Below are 24657 nucleotides of genomic sequence, written 5' to 3'. Positions count from 1 at the left end.
CGACTGAAGTCTTAACCGATGAATTCCAGTTTGACGGGATTCGGAATGATGCCGGCTTCATAGCCCCGGTTGAGCAGAGTCGCGACTGCTTCGCGTCCCTTTTCGCCGAAATCGAGGGTCCAGTCGTTGACGTACATGCCTACGAACTTGTCGGCACTGCCCCGGTTGAGATCGCGACCGTATTTCAGGGCGTGATCGAGGGCTTCGTCGCGGTGTTCCAGACCGTACTCAATGCTCCGTTTGAGGATCGCAGTGACTTCTTCCATCATTTCCTGACCGAGGTCTTTGCGGATGGCGTTGGCACCCAGCGGCAGGGGGAGTCCGGTTTCTTCGTACCACCACTCACCCAGGTCAACGACCAGTTTGAGTCCCTGGTTGGCGTAGGTCAGCTGGCCTTCGTGAATGATCAGGCCGGCGTCAAATTTACCCTGTTCGACCAGGTTCAGGATCTCATCGAAGGGGTGCTCTTCGTATTCAAAATCATCACCCAGCAGCAGTTTGAGGGTGAGGAAGGCGGTGGTCAGCTTGCCGGGAATGGCGATCTTTTTGCCGCGGAGATCGTCGATGCTCCACTCTTCGCGGGCCACGACCATGGGGCCGTACTTATCGCCCATGGAGGCACCACAGGAGCAGATCGCATAGGTGTCAGTCAGGTAAGCGTAGCCGTGGAGGCTGACGGCGGTCAGTTCCAGTTCCGCGTTGAAGGCACGCTGGTTGAGCGTTTCAATATCCTGTAACTCATGAGTGAATCGATACTTACCAGTTTCGATTTTGTCATTGGCCAGGGCATGGAACATAAAGGCATCGTCCGGATCGGGACTGTGGCCCACCTGAATTAACACTTTTTCGTCGGTCATCATGAATCACACAATATTGAAGTTGAGGGAAACAAGCACTGGAAACCCGGACCAGCAGCCGAGAGGGTCCGACCAGTTCATTTACTAGATTTAGCAAGACACTATAGAGAGTTACGGGGAACTTAGCCACCGACTAAGCGGAAACAACTCAGAACGGCCACGAAACGTATTCCGAATGGGGGATACCACGAAAGAGACTGCCTGGCTGAGGCTTTATTTGATGTTGATTACGATATGTGTACAATAGAATATTGTGGTGTTGTTTTTATACTACCACGAAAAGCACGAAAGACACGAAAAGCAGGGAATGATCGCCGCTGGTAAGACGGGGGTGAATACTCTGGTCACAGTTTTTACGACTGTGATTTTTTTTTGAACTCAGAATATCAATCTATTAGTTAAAGCAGGTCTGAGTTGTTTTGGTGTCGTTTGCTTAGAGATTGTGAAGAATCAATTTCGTGCTTTTCGTGTCTTTCGTGGTAGCAAAATAAAAATGTAAGAAACTGGAATCGTGATGAATCAGATTATTTATAAGGAAGAATGCTTCGCGATTCAGGGGGCTGTCTTCGAGGTTTATCGGGAGGTTGGTTGTGGATTTCTGGAAGCGGTTTACCAGGAGTGTCTGGAGCGGGAATTGAAACAGCGAGGGATTCCGTTTGTGGCGAAGCCGGTGTTGCGGTTGAGTTACAAGGGGGAATCTTTACAACAAGCCTATCAACCGGATCTGATTTGTTATGACTCAATTATTCTGGAACTGAAAGCTGTGAAATCACTGGGATCTGAGCATGCAGCACAACTAATCAATTATCAGAAAGCAGCCGAGAAGAAGCTGGGGCTGCTGATCAACTTTGGGAGTTATCCTAAAGTCACCGTTGAACGCTATGTTTTGTGAATCGCTTATGATTCGAAATTATTTAACCACGAAAGACACGAAAAGCACGAAAATTTAAAACTTGATGTTGGTGCCTGCACGTCATTGCCAGCCTGATATTTTTGGCAGGTGAAACAGAAGTAGTTTTTAACAGGACTGGTTCCAGCTTCTGAGTGTTTTACTTCTCATTACTGCTGGCGATTCTCAGAAAGAATAATTTCGTGTCTTTCGTGTCTTTCGTGCTTTTCGTGGTAGTAAAATCACTTCAGCAGTTTATCGAGCAGGTCGTTTGTGGTGTCTGTGGTAGTGACTTCGAGTGCGTGGCATTCTTCGAGGTTGCGGAACCAGGTGTGCTGGCGTTTGGCGAACTGGCGGGTGCGGACTTTCAGGGTTTCGACCGCGTCGTCATAAGCGATGTCGCCTTCCAGGTGGTCGATCAGTTCCTTGTAACCGAGCGCCTGTCGGGCGGTGCGGCTGAGTGGCTGTTCTGCGGCGAGCAGCGTTTTGACTTCGTCCAGCAGTCCAGCCTGCAGCATCAGGTCGACGCGGGCGTTGATGCGGGCGTAGAGCCAGTCGCGATCGGGGGAGAGCCAGTAGACGTGCTGCGGTCTTTCGTCTGCGGGGAGGGCGGTTTCCTGGTGTTGGGACGAAAGCGGCTGGCCGGTGACGTGGTAAACTTCCAGGGCCCGCGTGACGCGGCGGAGATCGTTGGGATGCAGTTTTTCTGCGGAGACCGAATCCACTTCGGCCAGTCTCGCATGCAGAGCCAGGTTGCCTTCGGCCTCGACGAACTGTTCGAGTTCGCGGCGGTAATCCCAGTCGGCGGCGGGGCCTTCGAAGACGCCGCGTAAGACGGCCCGCAGGTAAAGGCCGGTGCCTCCCACGAAGAGGGGAACATGTCCGCGGTCGATGATTTCCCGACAACATTGTTCGGCGGCGGTCAGGTAATCGGCGACGCTGAATTCCTCGTGTGGGTCGATGACGTCGATCAGATGATGGGGAATTCTCTGCTGTTCTTCAGGCGAAGCTTTTGCGGTGCCGATGTCCATGCCCCGGTAGAGAGACATCGAGTCGAGGGCCAGGATTTCCGCATCCAGATGTTCGGCCAGCTGCAGGCTGAGTTCGGTCTTGCCGCAGGCGGTGGGACCAGCCAGAAACCAGCACTGTTTCAGGACTTCCGGGGAAAACTGCATGGGGAATTCGCTTCAGATAGACCCCAGATCGCGGGGAAACCCGATCCGGGGTGTTGGGGGACTCGTTATTTCGAAAACATTCAGCTAGGATAGGCGCGGCGGCTCTGACCGCTTAGAAAACGTACTGTTGTAAAGTATATTTATCCGCGTTGAAAGTCGAAAGAGAGAGACCATGGCGAACTTCGAAGCCAGCGTGCAGCTGACCGCCACCCCCGAACAGGTATTCGAGTTTCTGATCGATACCGAAAATATTCTGAAGATCAGTCCTCCGGATGCCGGCCTGACATTTACGAAAAAACCGGACAAGCTCTATAAAGGGGCGACGATTGAATTTCGTATTCAGGGCTTCGGGCAGGTGCAGGAAGGGGTCCACGAGATCACCGTTTTCGATGAACCGAAGTTGTTTACCGAAAAACAGATTTCCGGTCCGCTCAAGCATTACATCCACGAACACGAAATCGTACCCAGCGGCGATAACCTGGTGACCGTGATTGACCGGCTCGAATTTCAACCCCCGGGAGGTCTGCTCGGATTCATCGTGACGGAATCCAAGCTGCTCGATGTGTTCGACGAAGGCTTCTATCACCGCCACAACAAGCTCAAGGAAATCTTCTCCTGAGCAGAACGCACTCGCTGATTTGCGAGCGGGTTATTTGATAATCGGGCGATTGCCGCGGGGCAGTCGCTGACCTTCCGGTCGAGCGATACGATCAGAAGGGGGACCGAGATCAGCCTGTACCGGTTCAAGGGTATCCAGTTGATAGATGGTCTGCAGCGCATCGACGCGCTGTTTGATCGAGGCCAGTGCTTCCAGTTCTTCTGCGATGGAAACATTAGACGCCTCGAGCATGCCAGACACGAGCAGGCCGGCCCCCTGTTTTCCCGGCGTCAGTTCGCGGGGAACCCCCGAGCGGGCAGTCGCTTCAAACAGGCAGGACTCGCGTGGAAAGAGTTCGGTGTCATCGGCAAAGCAGGACAGCTGGATGGTGCCCAGCTGCTGTTCTGCGTCGGCTGATTCTTTGTTGGTAACAATCGCGACGACGGCGCCGTTCTCACGGATCTGCACCGAGTGTGCCGATTCCGGAATGAGGATTTCGGGTGCGAGTGGGAAATTCTGTTGAGAACCCCGCAGGCAGAGGCGACGCTGGTCGTCGATCATCAGGCGGCCGGCGCGGGTAAACAGAGTCTGTTCTCCGAGGCTGACCTGCAGAAAGCCCTGACCTTCGATGGCGACATCGAGTTTGCGGCCGGTTCTAATCAGTTCGCCGGCAGTCTGTGAGAGTCGGGTCTGCAGGACCTGGCTGCCCATGCCGACTGCGATCGGCGGTGCAGCCGAGTTTTTCTCGCTGGCAGGCGTTTCAATGTATTCGTAGGGGAGTGCTTCAAATTCCACGTTCAATCGTTTGAAGCCGACGGTGCCTGCATTGGCGATGTTGTTGACGATCACATCCCGCGACATCCGCAGGGCATCGACGGTGGGCCTTAGACGCTGCAGGAGTTCGTCCCGGTCGGCCTGTGACGAGAAGCCGATGAAGCCTCCCTGGTCGCTGCCCCGGTTGTGTGTCGAAGAGACGGGCTGTTGTTGCGGCGGTGCAAGTTCCAGTGTCGGATTCAGCTCCTCCCATTTTTCGATGGGCATCCGCAGCGCGGTTTTGGGCTGCAGGAGCTTGCGAATGGCGAGCATGTCATTCGCGACTTTGGGGGGGACGCCTCTGAGTTCTTCAAACCAGATCTGGAGTTCTTCCGGAGTGGCGTGGGGTAGATGTTCTTTGATGATCGAGCGGATCAGTTTGTCAGCAGCGGCATCATCGTGTCGGGGTTTCTCGACCAGCGGTTCTGCATTGAGGGGCGGCATCAGCGGGCCGGGTGTTTGGGGATGTTCGGCTTCCAGTGCGGGCAGCAGTGGCAGTGCGGGCCGGGCACTCTCGGGGTTCGCGAGAATCTTGCCCTGGCCGCTTTCGGGAACTGACAGCCGGGGACCGTCGAGTGTGGGCGCTTCCACTTCGTCTGCTGCGAGTTCTGTTCCGTCCTTGGCTTCGGCGAGTGCGAGCTCGATTTGAGGCAGAGCCGGCAGGGGAGCCAGTTCGCTCTCAGTCAGCGCCGGCTCCGGTTCAGCGACAGGATTCGGATCCTGCGAGAGCGAGAGTGTGACGGGGGTGGACTCGTCTGTGAATCCCAGATCTCTCAGATACAGGATGCCCTGAATGAAGAGGACCCCTGCCAGCACACAAACAGAGACTGCAAAGATAATCCGTTCAAAGTTTTTTCTCATATCTGCTTCCTTGCAGCAACAAGGCTCGACTTCCAGTTTCGACCTGCTGATTGTTCTTGGGTAATCAGATGGTTTCCCTCTCAGACCTGATCTGACGCGTGTGCCTTGATGTCTGACACTTGCGGCGGACGCTGGTTGTCGGCCAATCCGGGTTCGGCCGGTGTGGGAGGGATGGACCATTGGTAAAGGTATCGCAATCGAGACTTTAGAACAAGACTGTTCCGGGCTGCAGCCGGAGAACCGGCGGCGATTACCGATCTGCCCTGATTCTGACAGGCGGAGGGTCGGGAGTGTAGCGGAATTGGATCAGAATACCGTACAATAACAGACTCTTCATATATCAGACGCATGGATACCATCCCGCTTGCCCGCCCCCGGAACTGATTGGATCGAATTACGACTATGAACATGAATCTGCCCCAGGCTTACCGGGTCCGCCAGCACTTCCCCACGACGCGCGTTGACGATGTGGCGGAAGCAGTTCAATCGACGTTGTCGAAGCTGAATCTGGGGGAAGTAGTCAGACCGGGGGATTCTGTGGCGGTGCCTGTGGGAAGCCGCGGAATTGCCAATATTGCGCTGATTATCAAGTCGACTGTCGATTACCTGAAGTCACTCGGCGCGGAACCGTTTATCGTCCCGGCAATGGGCAGTCATGGCGGCGGGACCGCGGAAGGTCAGGCGCAGGTGATTGCCTCGTATGGGGTGACGGAAGCAGCGATGGGGGTGGAGATCCGTTCCTCGATGGAAACGGTGATTGTTGACCAGACGCCGCACGGGATTCCGGTGCATTTTGATAAGAACGCCTACGCTGCGGATCATGTGCTGGTCTGTGGACGGGTCAAACCGCACACCCGGTTTGTGGGGGATATTGAATCGGGTCTGCATAAGATGATGTTGATCGGCCTGGGGAAGCATGAGGGGGCCAAGATTTATCATCGGGCGATTGAAGATCACAGTTTTGAAGAGATCATCAAGGCGGTGGCAGCGTCGGTATTGAAAAAATGCAGTGTGATCGGTGGCCTGGCGATTGTCGAGAATTCCTACGACGAAACCGGCATGATCGAAGCTGTGGCGCCGGAGAACTTTTACGAACGGGAGAAGGAACTGCTGGAGATTGCCCGCCAGTGGCTCCCTCGACTGCCTTTCCCGAAGATCGATCTGCTGATCGTGGATCGGATCGGGAAGAACATCAGCGGTTCGGGAATGGATGCCTGCGTGGTCGGACGGAAGTTCAATGACCATGCCGCCACGGAACGGGATGTCGTCGCCTGCAAACGAATTATGATTCGTGGTTTGACCGAAGAGACGCATGGCAACGCGTGCGGCATCGGTCTGGCCGAGTTCACGAACGAGCGGACCGTGGCGGGGGTGGACTGGCAAAGCACCCGCATTAATACGATTACAGGGAGTCATCCTACCGCCGGAATGGTTCCTCTGGTGTATCCGAATGACCGCGAAGCCATTGAAGCGGCCCTGCAGACTGTGGGGCTGGTGGAACCCGAAACCAGTGGCATCGTACAGATTTACGACACGCTTGAACTGAGCGAAGTTGTCGTCAGCGAAACGTACCTGGAGGAGATCAACAGCCGCGACGACCTGGAAATCATTTCCGGGCCGTTCGACTTGCCTTTCGATGCGGAAGGGAATCTGGCCTCCGTTTTTAAGAAACCGCAACACTGAAATTTAACCAACAGGAACCCATTCATGTCCACGACTGAAGGCCTCTCCAACGAAGCTTTGGATGAACTTGCCAAGTATGACACCCCGACCGTCTGTAATGTGATCGAGCTGTGGAACATCCGTCCGCGGAACGTCGGCTTTATGAACGATACGATCAAAGCCTGTTTCCCCAAGATGCCTCCCATGGTTGGCTACGCGTTGACTTCCACTTTCCGCAGCATGGCACCGCCCCGCAGTGGAGACGTTTACGCCGGTCTGGATAACCAGGTCGCTGCTTTTGAATCACTGCCGGGTGCACCGGTTGTCGTTTACCAGGATATGGACGAGCCAACCGCTTCCGCCACGTTCGGCGAAGTGATGTGCAGCACTTATAAAGCATACGGTGCGAAAGGGATCATCACCTCCGGCGCCGGTCGTGACCTGGACCAGGTTGAAGCTCTCGACTTCCCCGCGTTTACGAACGGGGCGATCTGTGCGCACGGTTACTGTCACACGCTGGCGGTCAATGTGCCGATTACCGTGGGTGGCATTCCGATTTTTCCCGGCGACCTGCTGCACGGCGATTTGAACGGCGTGACGACGATTCCTCACGAGATTGCTTCCGAAATCGCGGACGCGTGCAAGGATCTGATGAAAGCTGAAGACATCGTGCTGGACTACCTCAAGGGGGGCAACCTGACTCCCGAAGGTCTGGGCGAAGCCCGCAAGGAACTGGCGGCCGAAGTCGGCAAGCTGGGCAAACGGTTGCGGGGTGAGTAGTTGATACTCGTCGCGAAGTAATAAAAGAAAAGCCGGCTCATTGGGGCCGGTTTTTTTGTTCCTGAATTAATCTTTAACTGCAGCAGGTAACAGGTGGTCGCGGTGTGAATGTCGTCCGTTGATGAGATGAGCCTTGCTCTTTAGGTTTTGAGTGTTGGGAAAGGCTGCTCTGATGGGGACGCGAGAACCGGGACCTCCTGCTCGCTGCGCTCGGCTCGGATTTGATCCGAGCCCACCCGCTGACAGAGTGGTTTCAAATAAGGGGCGTTGAATGCGGGCTGGCACAAAGGCCAGCCCCTACGTTTCTCTGGGGCGCGAACCTTAATTCATCTCGACGATGTCGACGTCGTCAATGATGGCGGTGCCGCCGGCGTTGCCTGCTGCGGGGATGCCGATGCGCAGTCGAACGGTTGACGTCCCTTCGGGGATGAAGATGTCGGTATGAATCTGTTCCCAGGAATCCAAGTCGCCGGGGAGATCACGCTGCGGAGAACGTGCCATGCCGACGAATTTTCTGCCACTGGCGTCGATGCACTGGACGACGATCATGGGCATGGTTTTCAATCCCTTAGTACAGACGCGGGCGGAGACGCGGTAGGCTTTGCCGGGAGTCAGCCCTTGCAGGTCCTGGTGAATGTTGTAGGCGACGATCTGCTCGGGGTGATCCGAGGCGACGGTGATGGACAGTGCGCTGCCCTGTTTTTGTGCTGCAGTGACCTGCGTGGACTGGTAATTCACCAGGTGCTGTCTGCCCGGTAGCGAAGTGTAAGACCAGCCGGTTGGTAGGCCGGTGCGGACGTCTTTCTGTTCGAAGTCTGCGTTGATGACTGTGGGGCCTGCTGCCGTGGCCACACCCAGTAACATGGTCAGCATGATTTCCATAACCTGATCCTCCTTGAATGCAGATGGTTTTCGAATGCCCGCAGTCTGGGGAGGATGTAAGGCAAATCGAGTGCCAGTTCTGAAAAACGATAATCCTGGTAAGCTGGCAAGCTGAGGGGTGAAGTCAGCGGGGTGAGATGCCTCCTGATGTGAAAGAATTACAGGGTGCGGCACCCGGATGTTACATTTGGATTTGCTGTTTTGTGGATTTGTTGACGGGCGGGTAGGTTCTGGACTGGTTAAATTACGTCTCTCATCACACCTGCTTTGCTGAAATAGTTTTGGACGAGGGGGGCACGAACCTGATACACTACCGGTAGTTTTTCCGAGAACCCTTCTGCTCACTGACCATGAGGACTGTACCATGCTCAGCCGCCTCTCTTTTCTTACATTGTTTCTCCTGATCACTACAAATGCCTGGGCAGAAGAGGAGCCACGGAAATACACGCGCGATCAACGACTTGTAATCGCTGCGTTCCAACTGGATGTGGCACAGGTGAAGAGCCTGCTGCAGGCGGGAGCGAAACCTGATGCCCGTCTTGGTTTTTATGATGGTGAGCTATTTCAGGACATATGGTCGCTGGGTTATTCGCCTTACGGCTCTGATAAATGGACGCCTCTACTGGCGGTTGCCCACAGTCACCGCGAACCTCAGCCGGAGAAAATGACAGAGAATACTTCTGAAGCTCGTGATCGTGCGGAAGAAAAACGCAAACAGATAAATCCTCGATTAATTCAGGAACGCGACAAGCGACGTGTGGCTATTGCAAAGTTGTTGATCGATCAAGGGGCGAAACTTGACCTGGATGATGGGTATGGCTCAACCGCGCTGAGTACATCAATTTATCAGGGGCACGATCCGCTTTCGCTGGCTTTACTCAAAGCGGGAGCAGATCCCAATACGAAAACGGGGGTTTATATCGATGGAACGGATGGTATTACTCCGTTACATCGAGCGACAAAAAGTCCCCCAGTGCTCAAGGCAATGATCAAACGGGGAGCCCGGCTCAATGTACAAGATAGTGAGGGAGAGACGCCCCTGCATTGGGCCGTCTCGGAAACCAATGCGGAAAGTGTGAAATTGCTGATCGAGGCTGGGGCGAATCTGAATATTAAAGATAAGCGCGGATTTACCGCAATGCCCGGTCTGGTGGACCCCGAGTTGTATGAGTTATATGACGAGACTGAGAAACAGAAAGCGTTGGAAAAAAAGAAGATCAGAAAATTATTCCTGGTGGCGGGAGCAAGGCAACCCGGTGAAGAAGCTAAGGTCCCTGAGGTTGATGAGTCAGAATTATCTAAAGTGGAGCGACTGCGTCTAAAATTCCTGCGAGCTGCGTCGGGGTATTCCAAAGGAGAAGCAGCTCGAAAGCTGTTTCTGTCGCGGACTGCCAGTGAAATAAATGGGCTCTGCTATGACGAATCTGATTCGGTTGCCCTTTCAGCTGCCTGGCAGCGACTGGAAAAGCAGACGGATGCGCTTCTATTGGGGCCTGACAGAGGGGCCGCAAATATCCCCATACCGCAAAAATACTCACGCGAGTTTCTGGGCTTTGTCGAGGGGCGGCTCAAAGTTTCTATTCCTCATGCCTGGTCCAGAAATCTGTTAAGAGCAAGTTTCAACTCTGAGGTGAAAACAATATTTGATGTCAGGTACCGGCCATTTTCAGACTATCAGAAGAAAGGACTGCATACTTTTCCGTATGTATATGCAGACAGAGAATTCATCAGCTATACCGGAACCGCAAGTTTTGACGAAGACGAGAAAGCTTTCGAAGGAGAATCTGCGCATGCCGATTATCCAGAGGAACTAAAAGGCAGAATCGAAAAAGCATTGAAAGAGGAAGATCCCATTCGCGTGACGGGGATTGCCAGCCAGGGACGTGCTGTTTTTGTTCTACATCAGGATGGACCGGTCAATCCCGTCTTGACGTGTATTGCGACAGAAGACAATCAGGAGCATCCTAAATTATACTGGCAGACAAAGCTGGATACGATGTGGGTAGGGACCAAGCTGGGTGACTGGTTCTCCGAATTCCGGGTCAGGAAGGGCAAAGTCTTCCTGTTTCATTGTAATACCAGTTCCATCGGCATCGAATGTCTGTCACTCAAAGATGGCCAGCGCGTGTTTTCATTCAATTCAAGATTGCCAGAGTAACCGACCCTTAGTCGTCGTCTTCTTCGGACATGTCGCTGGCTTCCTGCATTTCCAGCTGGCCCATTTTGCGGTAGAGGTTGGAGCGGTGCAGGCCCAGGCACTTGGCGGTTTCGCTCATGTTGCCTCCCACGCGTTTGATGGTGCGGCGGATGTATTCCTGCTGGAAGAGGCGGGTCGCTTCTTTGAGGCTCAGGTCGGATGACATGTCGACGACGGAGTCGCGGCTGGGGCTGAGGATGAAGGCGAGGTCTTCGACTTCGACGCGGTCGCCCGCACAGAGGAAGGCGACGCGTTCCATCAGGTTGCGCAGTTCGCGAACGTTACCGGGCCAGAGGTGCGCTTGCAGGCGTTTTTTGGCTTCAGCGGACATCTTCAGCACGCGGCGGTTGGCCTGACCGCAGAACTGGGTGAGGAAAAACTCGGCCAGCAGGATGACGTCTTCCGGACGTTCGCGGAGGGGCGGCAGTTCGAGGGTGACGACGCTCAGCCGGTAGAACAGGTCTTCGCGGAACTTTTTATCGCGGACGGCATCGGCGAGCTTCGCATTGGTCGCAGCGACGACGCGGACGTTGATCGGGATGCTTTCGGAACCGCCGACGCGGGTGATGACTTTCTGTTCCAGAACCCGCAGCAGTTTGGCCTGGCCGCCCGGGCTCATGTCGCCGATCTCGTCGAGGAAGAGTGTGCCCCCTTCGGCGAGTTCGAACTTGCCGATGCGGGTTTCGTGGGCGTCGGTGAAGGCACCTTTCTCGTGGCCGAAGAGTTCGCTTTCGAGCAGGGTTTCGGTCAACGCTGCACAGTTGACGGCGATGAACGGTGTATTCGCGCGGGGGCCCTGGTAATGCAGGGACTGGCTGACGACTTCTTTCCCGGTTCCGCTTTCGCCGAGGATCAGTACGGGGAGATCGGTGCTGGCGAGACGTTCGATGGTCGAGCGGAGCGCGTCGATGGCCGAGCTCTTGCCGATGATCCGGACTTTCTGTTTGGCCTGTTCGGTGAGCTGGTCGCGGCTGCGCGAGAGCTGTTCGAGTTCGCGAGTGTTTTCCAGTGCGGTGGCGGCCTGCACGCCGAGCTCTTCGAGGCTCTGTGCGTCATCGTCGTCGAAGTCGGACTTGCCGGCCTGCTTGTTCATGACTTCGAACGCGCCGATCAGTTCGCCGGCGTTGTTGCGGAGTGGGACGCAGAGCAGGTTGCGGGTGCGGAAGCCGCTGGATTTGTCGACGCTGGGATCGAAGCGGTCGTCATTGTAGGCGTCGTCCACGGTGACGGTCTTGCCGCTGTGAATGACTTCGCCGACGATGCCGACATCATCGGGCAGGCGGAGCGTGTTGCCTTCAACACCCAGGGCGGGGCAGGCGACGACCTGTTTGTGTTCCTGGTCCCAGATGAAGATACTGGAGCGTTCGCTGGCGAGCAGGCGGGTGGCTTCTTTGGCGATCAGTTCCAGCAGCGACTGGGTATCGCGGGCGGACGAAAAGCTGGAGGCGATGTGCAGTGTGGTTTCGAGGCGGCCGATCCGTTTGACGTGCTTTTCACGTTTTTCCACGATCGACAGGGCGTAACCCAGTACGCGGGCCGCGACGACGGCGTTGCTGAGGGTTTCGCTGGTCAGGTCGCGACCGCCGACGAGGAGTACCGTGCCGGGACGGACGTCGCCCAGGGGGGCGGCGATGTAGAACCAGTCGGCCTTTTTCTCATCGGCACCGAGGCCGGCGGCGTCGCGGTCGAGGGCTTCATTACAGAGGTTAGTGGGGAAGCTGGCGGCGGAATTGCGTCCGAATTCGAAGAGGGTTTCCCACTCGGGCGTGCGTTCGATGAGGGTACACCACTGGCAGGAGAGTTCGGTGGCCAGCTGGGGCAGAAACTGGCGCAGGTAGTCGGCGGCCGTGGTCTGCTGGGTCGCTTCTTCGAGCAGCTGGTCGCCCAGCTGGATCAGAGAGGCTGCGTCATCAAAGCGGGAAAATAATGGCAGTCGCTTCCAGTCCAGCCATTCCACTGTTTCGATTTTACTCACCGGATACTCCCTCAAAAGAATCAAAAGAGCCTCTTTCGTGATGGAAGGGGCAGGTTTTGTCATCCATTCGCTGCTCTTTCTTGTCGGAATGATAACAGAAGGTTGGGAATGCGTCATCCAAGTGTGGACTCAATTTGCGTTTTTTTCCGCACGCCTTGATGAAAGCCCACTGTAGCTTGCCGAGGCGGGAAGCTTGGGGTGATCGGCAAAGCTTCGCCAGTCTGCTTATCCTGTTGTGTGTGGCGTGTGTACTGGTGAATAGTTCAGGTGGGGTGATGCGGCGTCTGCGGGGGCGATTTGACGCAGGGTGTTGTGAATGAATCGCGCTTTACTGTCACTTCAGGCGGCGGAGTGTTACTGTATGGGAACTAAAGAGAGTCTGAGGTCTGACTTCTCAAACAGCAATGTTTCATTCCCTGTCGCGAGTGAGAGCGCTTATGTTTTGTCTCAATGTGATTCTGACCTTGAAAGACGCAGCGGACGCGACCGAAATCGAAGGTCTGCTGGCGGAAGCCTGTCGCCTGTCGCGAACAGAGCCGGGCTGTCTGCGATTTGACGTCTATCATGCGGAAGCCGATCCGGCGACCTTCGTACTCGTGGAACACTGGGCCAGCGAACAGGCCTGGCAGGACCACCGCGAAGCAAAGGCGTTTAAAGAAATCTACGAACCGCAGGTGCTGCCCCGTGTCGAACGGGTGCCCCACCGGGTGAAACTGCTGGTGGAATAAATCAGGAGCGTGCCTGCGTGCGGCTCCGTGTCTCCCATCATTGAACGATATTGTACTACACAACAGAGGAAAACCGTCGATGTCATCCGATTCCCAACCGATTCTGAACCGTTACAGTTCCCGCATCACCCAGCCCCGTTCGCAGGGGGCGTCTCAGGCCATGCTGTATGCCACGGGCATGACCGAAGAAGATATGAACAAGGCCCAGGTCGGGATTTCCAGCGTCTGGTACGAAGGTAACTCCTGTAATATGCACCTCAACATTCTGGCTGCGAAGGTCAAAGAGGGCGTGGAAGCTTCCGGCCTGGTCGGAATGCGGTTCAACACGATCGGCGTGAGTGACGGGATTTCGATGGGAACCGACGGCATGTCGTACTCTTTACAGTCTCGCGATTTGATCGCAGACAGTATCGAAACCGTGACCTGTGCCCAGTGGTACGACGCGAACATTTCACTGCCCGGTTGTGACAAGAACATGCCCGGCTGTCTGATCGCGATGGGACGTTTCAACCGTCCGTCGATCATGGTCTACGGCGGAACCATCGCTCCCGGCTGTCTGAACAATCAGAAGCTGGACATCGTCTCTGCGTTCCAGTCGTACGGGGAATACCTGGCCGGTTCGATTGATGACGAAACCCGGAAGCAGATCGTGCAGAAGAGCTGTCCGGGCGCTGGTGCCTGCGGCGGGATGTATACCGCGAACACCATGGCGTCGGCGATTGAAGCATTGGGGATGGCACTGCCTTACAGCTCGTCGATTCCGGCTGAGCATCCCGATAAACTCGAAGAGTGTTATCGGGCCGGTGCAGCAATCAAGAAGCTGCTGGAAATGGACCTCAAGCCGCGGGATATCATGACGCGGGAAGCATTTGAAAACGCGATGGTGCTGACCGTTGCTCTGGGCGGTTCGACCAACGCCGTCCTGCACCTGCTGGCGATTGCCCGCTCTGTGAATGTAGAGCTGACTATCGACGACTTCCAGTCGGTCAGCGATCGCATTCCGCTGCTGGCGGACTTCAAGCCCAGTGGTAAGTACGTGATGGCTGACCTGCAGGAGCAGGGGGGAACCCCGGCTGTGCTGAAGTACCTGATCTCTGAAGGTCTGATCAACGGCGACTGCATGACGGTGACCGGCAAGACCCACTCCGAAAACCTGGCCGATCTGCCCGGTCTGAAAGAGGGACAGGACATCGTGCACAAAGTCAGCGACCCGATCAAGCCGAGCGGTCACCTGCAGATCCTGAAAGGGAACCTGGCTCCGACCGGTGCGGTTGCCAAGATCACTGGTAAAGAAGGTCTGGTTTTCGAAGGAACCGCCAACGTATTCGATTCCGAAGAAGACATGCTCAAGGCCCTGGAAGACAAAAAGATCAGCAAAGGGGATGTGATCATCATCCGCTACGAAGGCCCCAAAGGGGGACCGGGGATGCCTGAGATGTTGACCCCGACTTCAGCCATCATGGGTGCCGGCCTGGGGAAAGACGTGGCTCTGTTGACCGACGGTCGTTTCTCCGGCGGTTCACACGGCTTCATCGTGGGCCACATCACTCCCGAAGCCCAGGAAGGGGGACCGATCGCCCTGGTCAAGAACGGCGACAAGGTGATCGTCGACGCCGATAATAATCGCATTGATATGGAAGTCAGCGACGAAGAACTCGAAGAACGCCGCAAAGCCTGGACGGCTCCTCCGTTCAAATACACGCGGGGTACTTTGTATAAATACATCAAGAACGTGAAGTCCGCTTCCGAAGGTTGTGTGACCGACGAGTAAGCGTTGGCTTGAACTGTTGAAATCAGAAACGCCCGGAGCCGGTTGGCTGCGGGCGTTTTTTTGTTGGCAGGGTGCAGCTGTTTTTATCTACCACGAAAGACACGAAAATCACGAAAGTGGTGATGGTGAAAAGAACCTGGGTGGTCGCGGATGTAATCCGTGATTGCCGGAGGCAACAGGAGGTCTCGGTGTGAAGGTTGTTGGTTAATGATTTGAGCCTCACCCTGTTTTTTTCAAGTGGGGCAGGTGGTTCTGATTTGTGTGAGTGAGCTGGGACCTCCTGCTCGCTGCGCTCGGCTCGAATTGCATTCGAGCCCACCCGGTGGACAAGTGTGAAAATAATTAAGGAAATTGTTCGCGATGGAGCAGGAACTACTGTACGATCCAGGGAACAATGAGACAGTGGTTTCAATGGAGCAGGCTAATTCAATCTAAAACAGAGCGAAGGAGAAGTTCAGCATGTCGGGTGGGTATATTTCCTGCGGCAAGTTTATGGGTGAAGACAAATCGGGATCTGCGATTTCCGGTGTGTTCACGACGCTTCCTGAATGTCTACCCGAGGAAGAACGCGAGTCGTTCATTCTGGATGTGCTTGACCCGCTGGCAGAAATGCTCGAAGAGACGGAAGATCATTTTCTGATTGAATCGGACCTGGCGCCGCGGATGTTGCCTCCGGTCGAGACGCTGTATGCCCGCTATGGAGAGGAACTGGGATATCCGGAGCCCTGTGATGCACCGCAGCTGGATGAGAAACGCGGCGTTAACTCGCTCGATGCCAAATGGGGAGAGGGGATCGGCTGGCAATACTATTGTCTGCACGATCTCAAGATCGCGCTGCAGACAAGCATCGAGACTGGTGATCCGGTTTCGATCAGCTTTGATTGAGTACCGTGGTCACTGGATACAGAGTGGCAGAGGGTTAATTGAGAATCACGACAGGAGAGACGAATGCAGACGACGGAGAGTGTGGCGAAACGTGCTTTGTGTGTGGGGCTGATGGCCATGCGCGCCCAGGCAGAAAACGGGATTTCGAATATTCCGGACCAGGCAGACCGTTATCGGGAGTTTGGTGAAAGTCTCTTGCAGTGGGTTGGCGAATATGGGATTGCCGACGCACTCTCTTCAGCTGAACTCAAACTGCACGATGAGCCGCTGGGAGACTGGGATCGCAGTGCGATCTTTGAGACGTTCTGGCGTGTTGAGGCATTGAAAGCATTACTCTGGTCGATTGGTGTGATCGAGGAGATGCCGAGCTATTATGATGTGGGGAATCCGAATGAGATCTATTCTATGGTTCCCATCAATCAGCCGATCGAGGGCTTCCTGGATAGTGCCGCAATTCGCGGGAAAGAAACACTGGATGCGGAACTCCATCAGGCCCAGTTTCTGAACTGGCGGGCCCGTACTGAAGTGATGCGTCTGCAGGGGATGGAGCCACCGCCGGGGGACAGTTATGCAGCGACGGTCAGCCGGGCCCTGGACGGAATCGAACAGGAAGGGATCAACGTAGAGCATGATGGGGTGGACCTGCTGATCGACGGGCAACGCCTGGTTGATCTGGATGGAGAAACCAAGGGGAATTTTGCTTCGATCTGCTATGAGCGTCATCTGGCGCTGGAATGGATCTGTGCGGACGGAACAGACTGGGATCAGACGCTGTGTCATACGTAAGCGGGGCGTAGTGGATGAGAGCGCCGTTCTAAAAATCATGTTCGCCTTTTTGAAGGTTCCGATCAATGTTATCCAGTCTGCTGGAGAGGATTACCGGAAAAGATGATCTGGAGCGTGTGGCCTGCAAGGATGATCCGCAGAAGCTGAACGCCTATCTGCAGACGCGGCGACTGCTGTTTCCCAAACGGCCGCGTCGAATGCTCGATGCGAATGACTTTACCCAGGAGGAGTTACTGGCGTTGCTGGAAGAGGATGCCAGGGAACTGGCCAGCGATGAGCTGGAGCTCTGGATTCTGGATGTTGACGGCCAGAAACGGTTGCCTGCGTTTTCCAGTGAGAAGAAACTGCAGACCTTTGCGGCCCGGGTGTCCCAGGATTTAAATAAAGTATTTGGAGCAGGCTATGTCGAAGTGCTGATGTCGGACGTCGTCCAGGGAGCAGACGTTGATTTTATAGATCTGAATCTTTTCAGCGAACGGAGCTGGGAGATCGGGGTTCGTTGAGACGCGCGTCGAGGCGGGGATGACGTTGTTAATGGTAGTTTATCTACCACGAAAGGCACGAAAAACACGAAAGTGGTGCTTGTGAAAAGAACCTGGGTGGTCGCGGATGTCATCCGTGATTGCCGGAGGCAACAGGAGGTCTCGGTGTGAAGGTTGTTTGTTGATGAGTTGAACCTCACTGGTCTGTTACAGGTAGGGCAGGTTGTTCTGATTTGTGTGAGTGAGCTGGGACCTCCTGCTCGCTGCGCTCGGCTCGAATTGCATTCGAGCCCACCCGGGTATTTGTTTATTTTGCCTGAAAATTCAATCTGTGGGGATTTCTGGAAACCAAAGTGCAGTTGTGGTCGTCTCTATCAGGAGTGGGGCGAATTCTTTCAGAAGGAGAGACGGCAATGCGTGTGAAGTTCCTGAATTGGGGTGGTTGTCTGTTGCTGCTGGGCTGTCTGACAGGGCCGGTGTGGGCGCTGGGCATGGAGGACTTTGGCAATAAACCGTTGAATGCGGGGAACTTCCAGGAGTGGCCGGGGATCATGCCGGTGGTGAATGATACGCACCGGGTGTACCACTACTGGGTGAATGGCAGCGAGGCTTGTTTCTATCAAGGCGATACTGCAGCAGTCAACGCGGCGTTAAAGCACTTCGCGGCGACCCCGGAGAAGGTGCATGAAGTTGTGCTGCTACCGGGACCGGCTGAAATTAACTCATTTATGAAAGACAAGACATTCAAGTTCAACTGGAAACTGCAAATGGTCGGCGGGATTGCAAAACATATGGCATCGTGGGATCAGGGAGAGCAGATCTGGAATGAGCATCCGATCCTGACGATTTATATCGGGGGGGAAATCCAGTTTGACCAGTTGCAGATCCCCAAAGGGGTGGTCGTGCTCGAACAGGCCGATCTGGAAAAACGTTATGCCCGGGCCCTGAGCAGTACTGATCGAACTGTGCGCGGCTGGAGTACCGGCTACCTGGCGACGGTGAACCGCTATAGTGAATCGAATATGAACGCGATCGCGAAATTACTGAAGGACGAACAGAACTGGGTGCGGCTGAATGCAGCCGGGGCGCTGGCGACTTATGGCTGGCAGGCGAAGCCGCTGTTGCCGGCGTTGCGCGAGGCAATGCAGACAGAAGACGAACAATTGAAAACACGGGTCCAGCAGACAATCGAATGCATCGAACAGGCCCCTGATGAGAGTGCTGCTGCGAAAGCACGTCAGGCAAAGCTGGATCAAATTCACGAGTATTGCGAGGGGTTGAAGAAGTAAGCGTGGGTTTTGATTTTACTACCACGAAAGGCACGAAAGGCGCGAAAGTGGTGGGACCCGGTTTGAGTGGGAAATGTCTTTCTGGTTGTTGTGAGAGAAACTGGGACTTCTGGTTTGTTGCTCTCGAACTCAGGTTATATTTGGGCGTACCTGATTGATTCGTCGTTCTGAAGGACATAATTTCTGAGCCATGAATTTTCTGATTTACCGCTATCAGTGTGGTAGTTGTCAGTGCTGGTTTGAGCATTACGAGATGACTCCCGTTGTCTATGGTGAGTTTCTGATGCGGAGTGAAACGCGGCGGGCGGAACGCTATTTAAATGGGCTCACTGACCCGGTGTATGAGGAAGTCGCTCGATTACTTCGCCTGGAAACGAGTGTTAGGAGTCTGAGTGACAGGGAACAGTCCGATATTATGCAAACCATTTTTGGGGTGGCCTGTGATCCGGATGCGGATGGTGGGTTATTCCAAATGAATCTGCTGCCCCGTTGTCCTGATTGCGAGGGTGAGGAGATCATCCATTATGTAGCCGCCGAGCCACCCCGAATTGTTGATCTGGAGATTCCTCACGTGACACATCACCGGTGGAATGCGCTGAATCAGGCAGAGAAACTTCTGGCTTTGGAGAATGAACTCAAACAATGTGGGTTTTGATTGTACTACCACGAAAAGCACGAAAGACACGAAAGTGGTGGCCAGGTTGTGTTTTTTATTTGAACGGTTGATACCAAAGTTGTTTCAACCGGGGCTAAGGCCCTGCGGCTAATGGGTCTGTTGTGCTGGCGCTGTGTTTTCTGCAGGTCTGTTGTAGAGCCATGTGGGTGAATCTGCGCATCGTGTTGTAAAGCCCCTCATGCACATTACCTGGCATCACTGGGGATCTGAACCTTATGCTCGGTTTTCACTGGTGCTGCAGGTGTACCTCGCCTGGGGGGTGCCTTTGGTTAGGATTCGGGGTCAGCTGTATTTTTTCTTGAGCTTGTTGTAGTAGTCGTTGAGCTCTTCGTCGGTCATGTTCTCGATCTCTTCGATGGACTTGTTGAAGTTTCGGCTCTGGGTGTACTTGACGGTGAGTTCGATGCCCAGGAGTTTGTCGATGCGTTCGCAGGCGCGGAGGCGTTCGTGCCGGGATGATTCCGGGTCTTCGATGATGCTGCGGTAGAAGTAAAAGGAATCGGTGCGGTGTTCGTCGTCTTTGCGTTCGACGAATTCCTGCATTTCGCGACGGGCACGGTGGAGATAGCGTGTGGCGGAGCGACGGCTGAGATTGTAACGGGTGGCGATCGCGGTTTTGATGTCGGACGCGTATCTGCCGAGGGCGATCATTTTCTGGATGAGGCGGACGACGACGGTCTGTTCGTCTCGGGAGAGATATCTGCGGGGAGGAGTTGTGGGTTCGGTCATGGGTGAATCCTTTGCTGTGGGGAGCTTCGGTTTTGGGTTGGGGCAGGTTGTTGCGACCGCCTGCACGCTGTGCTCGGCCCGGATGGCATTCGGGCTCGCTCGATTCTATGAGCGGCAAGGCGCTCATGAGGGGGTGTTCTATGAATTCCCATCATGAATCAGAGCATGCGGGCTGTCGCGAGGCGGGCGACCACACAGGGTCGCCCCTACGTTTAGTGGAATTGATCGTCGAGTGTTTGTGATGGAACTGATCCTTTTCTCTTGCTGGTTTTCTAAAGTGCTTCCGGGCATGTTAACCGTTTCCCGGAGTGAGGCTGATTGTGTGGAAGGGCGCGTGGGGGTCAAGACAGAATTTTGTCCTCTTGTGTCCGGGATTTTGTCCTGGTGTGTCTCGGATTTTGTCCCGATCTGTCCGGCGTTTGTCCCGCTGTGGCCTGGCTGCCTAGGGGGGAAATTGCGAGCTGGTGCGAATTGTTCCCCTGAAACCAGAGTGAAAATCGATGGTGATTCAGGTGTTGTTGAGACAGTGATGCTGGATGTTCCCGTGTGTGTTGACGTGCCTCGCGCGCGAGCCAGAAAGGGAACAGCATACGCTTCGGCAGGTGGGGAACAAGGGGAGTCTGTTCAGCTGGGAGTGCGGAAAGTTCAGTGGCGCAGGGGCCGTTCTGAAAAAATGTTTCGTGCAGTGATCGGGATGTGTTAGGATTACTTACAGCTGAGTGTCGTTTGACGGACTGGAGTTGAAAGGGCTTGTGATGACGAATGAATCAGAAGAGAGCAAAGCCGATGTGAACCAGGCGGTGCCTAAATATCAGATGGTGGCTTTATCCATCGGTCTCTTTTTCGGTTTCGTTGTCAGCCGGGAAATTCGTGAGGCCTTTCGAGAATCGGCGGGCGACTGGGGATCGTTGGGGATTGCGGTCGTGCTGTCTGCTTTGAGTGCAGGTACACTCGCCTACATCGTCGCCAAACTACTGGAGCGCAAATCCGCATCGTGAGCCGTTGCTGGTAACCGTTGTTGACATGCTCTCGCCGTTCTGAACAATCAGCACCCACCAGACGGGGGTTTCTATCGGTGTTTAATGCGATCTCAGCGTCGCCAGGATGGGAGCCTGGACCGCGGAGAGGACTGCGAAAAAGGCAGACAGCATACCGGTAATCAGCACCGCGAGCAGGATCAGCATGCCGCTGAACCAGGGGATATCCGCGCCAGTCGAGAGCAGGTGTGGCAGCATCGCCAGCAGAGCTGAGACGATGCCGGACGCGAGTCCCCAGATCAGCAGGAAGGCGTTTTCTGCGAGGACGATCAACGCGACATTGGAGCCAGTCATCCCGACGGCGCGGAGCAGGGCCAGTTCGCTTCTTCGTTCTACGACGTTTCGCAGCATGACGGTTGCCAGCCCCAGGGTGCCGAGGAGGAGACCGAGGCCGCCCAGTGTCTGGAATGTGGAGAGGTACGTGTTCTGGACGGCGAGGAAGTCAGCGAGACGATTGGCGACGAGGTCGGCATCGAAGCCGTATTCGGTGAGACCAGTCTCGAGGATGGAGGAGAGCTGCATGGCATCTTTCGTGGGGACTTCAATCAGGAAATACTGGAAGCCGGCCTGTTCGGGGAAGAGCTGCTGGAAGTGCTGTTCCGAGATGAGCAGGACGCCCTGGAAGATGCTGCCATCGAACATGCCTTTGATTTTCAATTCGTGTTCGGGGCGTTCGTCGGAAGGAATGCCGACACTGGCGCCGATGCCTTTATGGAGGCTGTACATGAGCGTATTCATATCACCCAGCGCGGGGATGGAACCATCTTCCTGCGGCTGGTTGAGCAGTTCCCAGGGATTGTCGCCCGGGGTGTCGGCGAATTTGAAGCCGCCCCGCTCGATGAGTTCCTGCGGTACGCCGAGGATAGTGGGGACGGTGGTTTGATAGATATTCAGGCAGCTGGCGTTCTCGCCCGGCTTGACGCGGAAGGGGATCGCTTGCATTTCCTTGAGCAGCCGTTTCGTTTCGGGATCGTCGGGAGCGTTGACGAGCATTTTATCACGACCGTCGACTGTGTTGAGGTCAAAGATCAGCGGGGACGAGGTTTCCGCGACGAGTGTGAAGCCGCCGTTACCGGAGTCTTTGTCGGGTTCTTCGACGGCGGGGTTACGATGTCCGGCGGCGACGGAGACTAGAACAAAGGTGGCCGAGGCAATGAGTGCGGTGGTGAGGACGCTGCGTTGACGGAAGCGGCCGGCGTTGCGGAAGCCGAGCTTCATCAGAGCGAAGCCGCCGTTCCCCTGGATGGGGGTGGTGGAATCGGTGCGGAGAAAACTGGAGAGGAAGCTGAGGCTGGCGACCAGCGAGAGCGTTCCTACCAGGAAGAAGCAGACCGTCTGCAGGGAGAAGCCGGAAAAGGCTTCCTGTTTGGGAATGATTCCGGTCACGGTGGCGAGGACCAGTACGAGCGCGAGGACCGTGGAGATCTTCCAGGTGAGGCCGACGCGTTTTGCGGCGCGAGCCGGTTCCTGGTCGGGACTGTTCACGCCGGACAGGAGGCCGCGAATCGAGATCTGTTTCAGTTCGGACATCGATTTCCAGATCACGAAGCCAGAGAAGAAGACCGCGATCAGAAAGCCGATGGCGAGACTCTGGGGAGTCAGGTCAACGAACAGGAAGCGGGTGCCGATGGCGCCGATCCACCAGGTTCTGAGACCATACAACATGAGCGATGCATAGCCGATGGCAGCCAGGATACCGAGGATGCCTCCGGAGAGGATGGCGAGGAGGGCTTCCTTGAAAATGATCTGCCTGACCTGTGCGGGGGTAAAGCCGATAGCAGAGAGCAGGCCGATGGAAGAGACGCGACGATCGACGCCCAGCTTGAACAGCAGCCGAATGAGTATGATGGCCGAGAGGATGATGAAGAAGCTGAAACCGATAAACAGGCCACTGAAATCGGTGGTTCCACTGGCGGCAGCCAGTCCGAGAAATTTGATGGGCTGAACGGCGAGCCCCATTTTGAGAACGTCGATATTGCTGAGCAGAGACGCGGCGAACGCGGACGATGTTTCCTCCGTGTTCTTGTCGGGCAGGGTTGCGAAGCGGAGCGATGTCAAAGTGCCGTAGCGGCTGTTCCAGAGCGTCTGGGCGGTTTCCAGCGCGAGGAACGCTTTGGGAGTGGCTTTATATTTGTCCCAGTATTCTTCATCGCGGTCGGTGACTTTATCGAGTTTCATGGGGAAGGGCTGTTCCCAGTCGCCGAAGGTGTCTGCATCGGTGATGCCTTCCATGTCGGGCGTCAGCTTGCGGTCGGCAGCGGGAGTGCCATCGAGGGCAACGATGCCGGCGACGGTGAAGTTCTGTTCGACTTCGGGGAGTTCTCCCCGGGAGCCGACGACGTGGTATTTCATCCGCAGTTGATCGCCGACTTTGGTCTTAAGGTCGTTGGCCAGCCATTCGTTGAGGACGATTTCGTTTTCCTTGAGCGGAAGTTTTGGTTTAGCGCCGATGAATTTAAAAGGGCCGAACGGTGGCTGCTCGGGGAAGTCGAGGCCAGCGACGATGGAATACATGGAGTAGGGCGTTTTTTCCTCGCCGGTGGGGGTTTTCAGCGGACTGAATTCGTTGGCGATGTAAACCATGACGGGCGAGGTGGCGACGCCGAGTTTTTTCGCAGCTGCACGGCCGGCCTGTTCGATCTGCGGGTCGAGGATCATCTGCTCGCTTTCGAGCGAGAGGTAGTTCCGTTCCGCGTGGGGGATGATTTTGAGGTTCAGGTCTGCGAGAGTGAGGTTCTGTTTGAGAGCCGCTTCCAGGCCCTGCGCGACGATGCGGGACTGGGGGGAGTCAGGGATCGATTCCGCGTGGGAGCTGAAAAAGAGGGAGTTGACCCGGGTGGGCCGTTGTTTCGGATCGCGGCGAGAGGGTTGAATCTCATCGAGGTCGAGCGCGGCCTGCAGAGTGTCGAGCGAGAGAAACAGGTCGAGCGGGAGCTGTTGATTGGGGAGCAGAGCGAGGCGTCCGGCCTTGGAGTCTTCGTCGAGAATCTGGCTGACGGTGAGGGTGATTTCGACCGACTGTTCTTCTTTCTCACCCAGGAGCGAATCGCGGGGAATGGCGGAAGGGAGTTCGATCCAGAGGGTAATCTGATCGCCAACCGAGGCTTCGAGCTGCTCTGCGACGCGGGAGTTGAGGATCGCCTGATCGTCTTCGGGGGCAGGGATGTCGCCATGATCGAGGAGCGACCAGAGACGTTCATCGGTGCCGAAAATGTTGACCTGGCCGACGCGGAGGTGCAGGTCTTCCCGGTTCTTTTCCAGCGCGCCACGAAGCACGAGCGCCGGGGCGATGGTTTCGATGCTTTCCGGGAGAGCGGAGGATTTCTGCAGATCGTCGGCCAGCTGTTCGCGGAAGAAGCGGTGACCGGAGACGACGTAGTCGATTTTGCCGAGACGGTCGAGTGTCATCTGTCTGAGGCTGGCGCGAACGGAATCGCCGACGATGAGGGCGCCGCCGATCACTGCGGTGGCCGCGATGACTCCGAGGAGTACGGCGAGGTTGGTGCGCCAGTGATAAGTCAGACTTTTGATGACAAAGCGCGCTTGATTCATAACTCGAACTCTTCTGCAGTTAGAACATTCGAT

The 24657-nt window shown here is 55.5% G+C and carries 19 protein-coding genes and 1 pseudogene; 13 read left to right on the top strand and 7 right to left on the bottom strand.

All coding sequences use genetic code 11. From position 1 onward, the window contains the following. Positions 1 to 11 precede the first annotated feature (11 nt). Positions 12 to 860 (bottom strand): menaquinone biosynthesis family protein, encoded by an 849-nt coding sequence (locus tag RID21_RS12065; RefSeq protein WP_145044862.1) that lies wholly within the window; start codon positions 858 to 860, stop codon positions 12 to 14. Between the two features lie 511 nt (positions 861 to 1371). On the opposite strand from RID21_RS12065, the gene RID21_RS12060 reads away from it, so the two are divergent. Further along, positions 1372 to 1749, top strand: coding sequence for a GxxExxY protein (locus RID21_RS12060; RefSeq protein ID WP_350189199.1), 378 nt, complete (start codon positions 1372 to 1374; stop codon positions 1747 to 1749). 239 nt (positions 1750 to 1988) lie between these two features. Here the strand turns inward: RID21_RS12060 and miaA are convergent, their stop codons facing one another. Next, positions 1989 to 2921, bottom strand: coding sequence for a tRNA (adenosine(37)-N6)-dimethylallyltransferase MiaA (gene miaA / locus RID21_RS12055; RefSeq protein WP_350189197.1), 933 nt, complete (start codon positions 2919 to 2921; stop codon positions 1989 to 1991). A 172-nt stretch (positions 2922 to 3093) separates the two neighbouring features. Here miaA and RID21_RS12050 point away from each other — a divergent pair, with 172 nt between their 5' ends. Next, complete coding sequence (locus tag RID21_RS12050; protein ID WP_149338312.1) at positions 3094 to 3540, top strand: SRPBCC family protein; 447 nt, start codon at positions 3094 to 3096, stop codon at positions 3538 to 3540. 30 nt (positions 3541 to 3570) lie between these two features. On the opposite strand, the gene RID21_RS12045 is transcribed toward RID21_RS12050, so the two are convergent. Then, entirely contained in the window at positions 3571 to 5193 is a 1623-nt protein-coding gene (locus RID21_RS12045; RefSeq protein WP_350189195.1) for a flagellar hook-basal body protein, read from the bottom strand. 402 nt (positions 5194 to 5595) lie between these two features. Between RID21_RS12045 and RID21_RS12040 the strand changes: the two genes are divergently transcribed. Further along, on the top strand, positions 5596 to 6876 hold the full coding sequence (locus RID21_RS12040) for a nickel pincer cofactor-dependent isomerase, group 22 (protein WP_350189193.1): 1281 nt from the start codon (positions 5596 to 5598) through the stop codon (positions 6874 to 6876). A 24-nt stretch (positions 6877 to 6900) separates the two neighbouring features. Next, entirely contained in the window at positions 6901 to 7635 is a 735-nt protein-coding gene (locus RID21_RS12035; protein ID WP_350189191.1) for an RraA family protein, read from the top strand. A gap of 321 nt (positions 7636 to 7956) precedes the next feature. On the opposite strand, the gene RID21_RS12030 is transcribed toward RID21_RS12035, so the two are convergent. After that, positions 7957 to 8517 (bottom strand): hypothetical protein, encoded by a 561-nt coding sequence (locus RID21_RS12030; RefSeq protein WP_350189189.1) that lies wholly within the window; start codon positions 8515 to 8517, stop codon positions 7957 to 7959. Between the two features lie 364 nt (positions 8518 to 8881). Between RID21_RS12030 and RID21_RS12025 the strand changes: the two genes are divergently transcribed. Next, positions 8882 to 10675, top strand: coding sequence for an ankyrin repeat domain-containing protein (locus tag RID21_RS12025; RefSeq protein ID WP_350189187.1), 1794 nt, complete (start codon positions 8882 to 8884; stop codon positions 10673 to 10675). A 7-nt stretch (positions 10676 to 10682) separates the two neighbouring features. Here RID21_RS12025 and RID21_RS12020 read toward each other — a convergent pair whose 3' ends face one another. After that, positions 10683 to 12752, bottom strand: a complete 2070-nt coding sequence (locus RID21_RS12020; RefSeq protein WP_350189185.1) for a sigma-54-dependent Fis family transcriptional regulator — start codon at positions 12750 to 12752, stop codon at positions 10683 to 10685. Positions 12753 to 13126: 374 nt separating this feature from the next. Here RID21_RS12020 and RID21_RS12015 point away from each other — a divergent pair, with 374 nt between their 5' ends. From RID21_RS12015 to RID21_RS11985, 7 genes and pseudogenes are all read left to right on the top strand, one after another. After that, positions 13127 to 13417 (top strand): putative quinol monooxygenase, encoded by a 291-nt coding sequence (locus tag RID21_RS12015; protein ID WP_145044847.1) that lies wholly within the window; start codon positions 13127 to 13129, stop codon positions 13415 to 13417. A gap of 79 nt (positions 13418 to 13496) precedes the next feature. Then, a complete protein-coding gene (gene ilvD, locus RID21_RS12010) occupies positions 13497 to 15188 on the top strand; it encodes a dihydroxy-acid dehydratase (RefSeq protein ID WP_350189183.1) in 1692 nt (563 codons plus the stop codon). A gap of 459 nt (positions 15189 to 15647) precedes the next feature. After that, positions 15648 to 16073, top strand: coding sequence for a hypothetical protein (locus tag RID21_RS12005; RefSeq protein WP_350189181.1), 426 nt, complete (start codon positions 15648 to 15650; stop codon positions 16071 to 16073). Positions 16074 to 16130: 57 nt separating this feature from the next. Next, positions 16131 to 16859: pseudogene (locus tag RID21_RS12000) on the top strand (DUF4272 domain-containing protein); the annotation flags it as partial. Positions 16860 to 16924: 65 nt separating this feature from the next. Continuing rightward, entirely contained in the window at positions 16925 to 17362 is a 438-nt protein-coding gene (locus RID21_RS11995; RefSeq protein ID WP_350189179.1) for a hypothetical protein, read from the top strand. Positions 17363 to 17754: 392 nt separating this feature from the next. After that, entirely contained in the window at positions 17755 to 18630 is an 876-nt protein-coding gene (locus tag RID21_RS11990) for a HEAT repeat domain-containing protein (RefSeq protein ID WP_350189177.1), read from the top strand. Positions 18631 to 18820: 190 nt separating this feature from the next. After that, positions 18821 to 19285 carry a hypothetical protein gene (locus RID21_RS11985; RefSeq protein ID WP_350189175.1) on the top strand — a complete coding sequence of 155 codons (465 nt, stop codon included), beginning with the start codon at positions 18821 to 18823 and terminating at the stop codon, positions 19283 to 19285. A gap of 303 nt (positions 19286 to 19588) precedes the next feature. Here RID21_RS11985 and RID21_RS11980 read toward each other — a convergent pair whose 3' ends face one another. Continuing rightward, positions 19589 to 20035, bottom strand: coding sequence for a hypothetical protein (locus RID21_RS11980; protein WP_155365102.1), 447 nt, complete (start codon positions 20033 to 20035; stop codon positions 19589 to 19591). A 755-nt stretch (positions 20036 to 20790) separates the two neighbouring features. Between RID21_RS11980 and RID21_RS11975 the strand changes: the two genes are divergently transcribed. Then, positions 20791 to 21033, top strand: a complete 243-nt coding sequence (locus RID21_RS11975; RefSeq protein WP_350189173.1) for a hypothetical protein — start codon at positions 20791 to 20793, stop codon at positions 21031 to 21033. Positions 21034 to 21114: 81 nt separating this feature from the next. On the opposite strand, the gene RID21_RS11970 is transcribed toward RID21_RS11975, so the two are convergent. Beyond that, positions 21115 to 24624 carry an FtsX-like permease family protein gene (locus RID21_RS11970; RefSeq protein WP_350189171.1) on the bottom strand — a complete coding sequence of 1170 codons (3510 nt, stop codon included), beginning with the start codon at positions 24622 to 24624 and terminating at the stop codon, positions 21115 to 21117. Positions 24625 to 24657: the final 33 nt, after the last annotated feature.

This window comes from Gimesia sp. (assembly GCF_040219335.1).
Taxonomy (GTDB): Bacteria; Planctomycetota; Planctomycetia; order Planctomycetales; family Planctomycetaceae; genus Gimesia.
Note: the sequence above shows the minus strand (reverse complement) of the source record. Positions and strands in the feature narration are given on the sequence as shown.

What these genes read in the sequence shown, in the direction of transcription:
- RID21_RS12065 (WP_145044862.1), bottom strand. Translation starts at nt 860, where the DNA reads ATGATGACCGACGAAAAAGTGTTAATTCAGGTGGGCCACAGTCCCGAT.
- RID21_RS12005 (WP_350189181.1), top strand. Translation starts at nt 15,648, where the DNA reads ATGTCGGGTGGGTATATTTCCTGCGGCAAGTTTATGGGTGAAGACAAA.
- ilvD (WP_350189183.1), top strand. Translation starts at nt 13,497, where the DNA reads ATGTCATCCGATTCCCAACCGATTCTGAACCGTTACAGTTCCCGCATC.
- RID21_RS11990 (WP_350189177.1), top strand. Translation starts at nt 17,755, where the DNA reads ATGCGTGTGAAGTTCCTGAATTGGGGTGGTTGTCTGTTGCTGCTGGGC.
- RID21_RS12015 (WP_145044847.1), top strand. Translation starts at nt 13,127, where the DNA reads ATGTTTTGTCTCAATGTGATTCTGACCTTGAAAGACGCAGCGGACGCG.
- RID21_RS12030 (WP_350189189.1), bottom strand. Translation starts at nt 8,517, where the DNA reads ATGGAAATCATGCTGACCATGTTACTGGGTGTGGCCACGGCAGCAGGC.
- RID21_RS11970 (WP_350189171.1), bottom strand. Translation starts at nt 24,624, where the DNA reads ATGAATCAAGCGCGCTTTGTCATCAAAAGTCTGACTTATCACTGGCGC.
- RID21_RS12050 (WP_149338312.1), top strand. Translation starts at nt 3,094, where the DNA reads ATGGCGAACTTCGAAGCCAGCGTGCAGCTGACCGCCACCCCCGAACAG.
- RID21_RS12060 (WP_350189199.1), top strand. Translation starts at nt 1,372, where the DNA reads ATGAATCAGATTATTTATAAGGAAGAATGCTTCGCGATTCAGGGGGCT.
- miaA (WP_350189197.1), bottom strand. Translation starts at nt 2,921, where the DNA reads ATGCAGTTTTCCCCGGAAGTCCTGAAACAGTGCTGGTTTCTGGCTGGT.
- RID21_RS12040 (WP_350189193.1), top strand. Translation starts at nt 5,596, where the DNA reads ATGAACATGAATCTGCCCCAGGCTTACCGGGTCCGCCAGCACTTCCCC.
- RID21_RS11980 (WP_155365102.1), bottom strand. Translation starts at nt 20,035, where the DNA reads ATGACCGAACCCACAACTCCTCCCCGCAGATATCTCTCCCGAGACGAA.
- RID21_RS11975 (WP_350189173.1), top strand. Translation starts at nt 20,791, where the DNA reads ATGACGAATGAATCAGAAGAGAGCAAAGCCGATGTGAACCAGGCGGTG.
- RID21_RS12035 (WP_350189191.1), top strand. Translation starts at nt 6,901, where the DNA reads ATGTCCACGACTGAAGGCCTCTCCAACGAAGCTTTGGATGAACTTGCC.
- RID21_RS11995 (WP_350189179.1), top strand. Translation starts at nt 16,925, where the DNA reads ATGTTATCCAGTCTGCTGGAGAGGATTACCGGAAAAGATGATCTGGAG.
- RID21_RS11985 (WP_350189175.1), top strand. Translation starts at nt 18,821, where the DNA reads ATGAATTTTCTGATTTACCGCTATCAGTGTGGTAGTTGTCAGTGCTGG.
- RID21_RS12020 (WP_350189185.1), bottom strand. Translation starts at nt 12,752, where the DNA reads ATGACAAAACCTGCCCCTTCCATCACGAAAGAGGCTCTTTTGATTCTT.
- RID21_RS12025 (WP_350189187.1), top strand. Translation starts at nt 8,882, where the DNA reads ATGCTCAGCCGCCTCTCTTTTCTTACATTGTTTCTCCTGATCACTACA.
- RID21_RS12045 (WP_350189195.1), bottom strand. Translation starts at nt 5,193, where the DNA reads ATGAGAAAAAACTTTGAACGGATTATCTTTGCAGTCTCTGTTTGTGTG.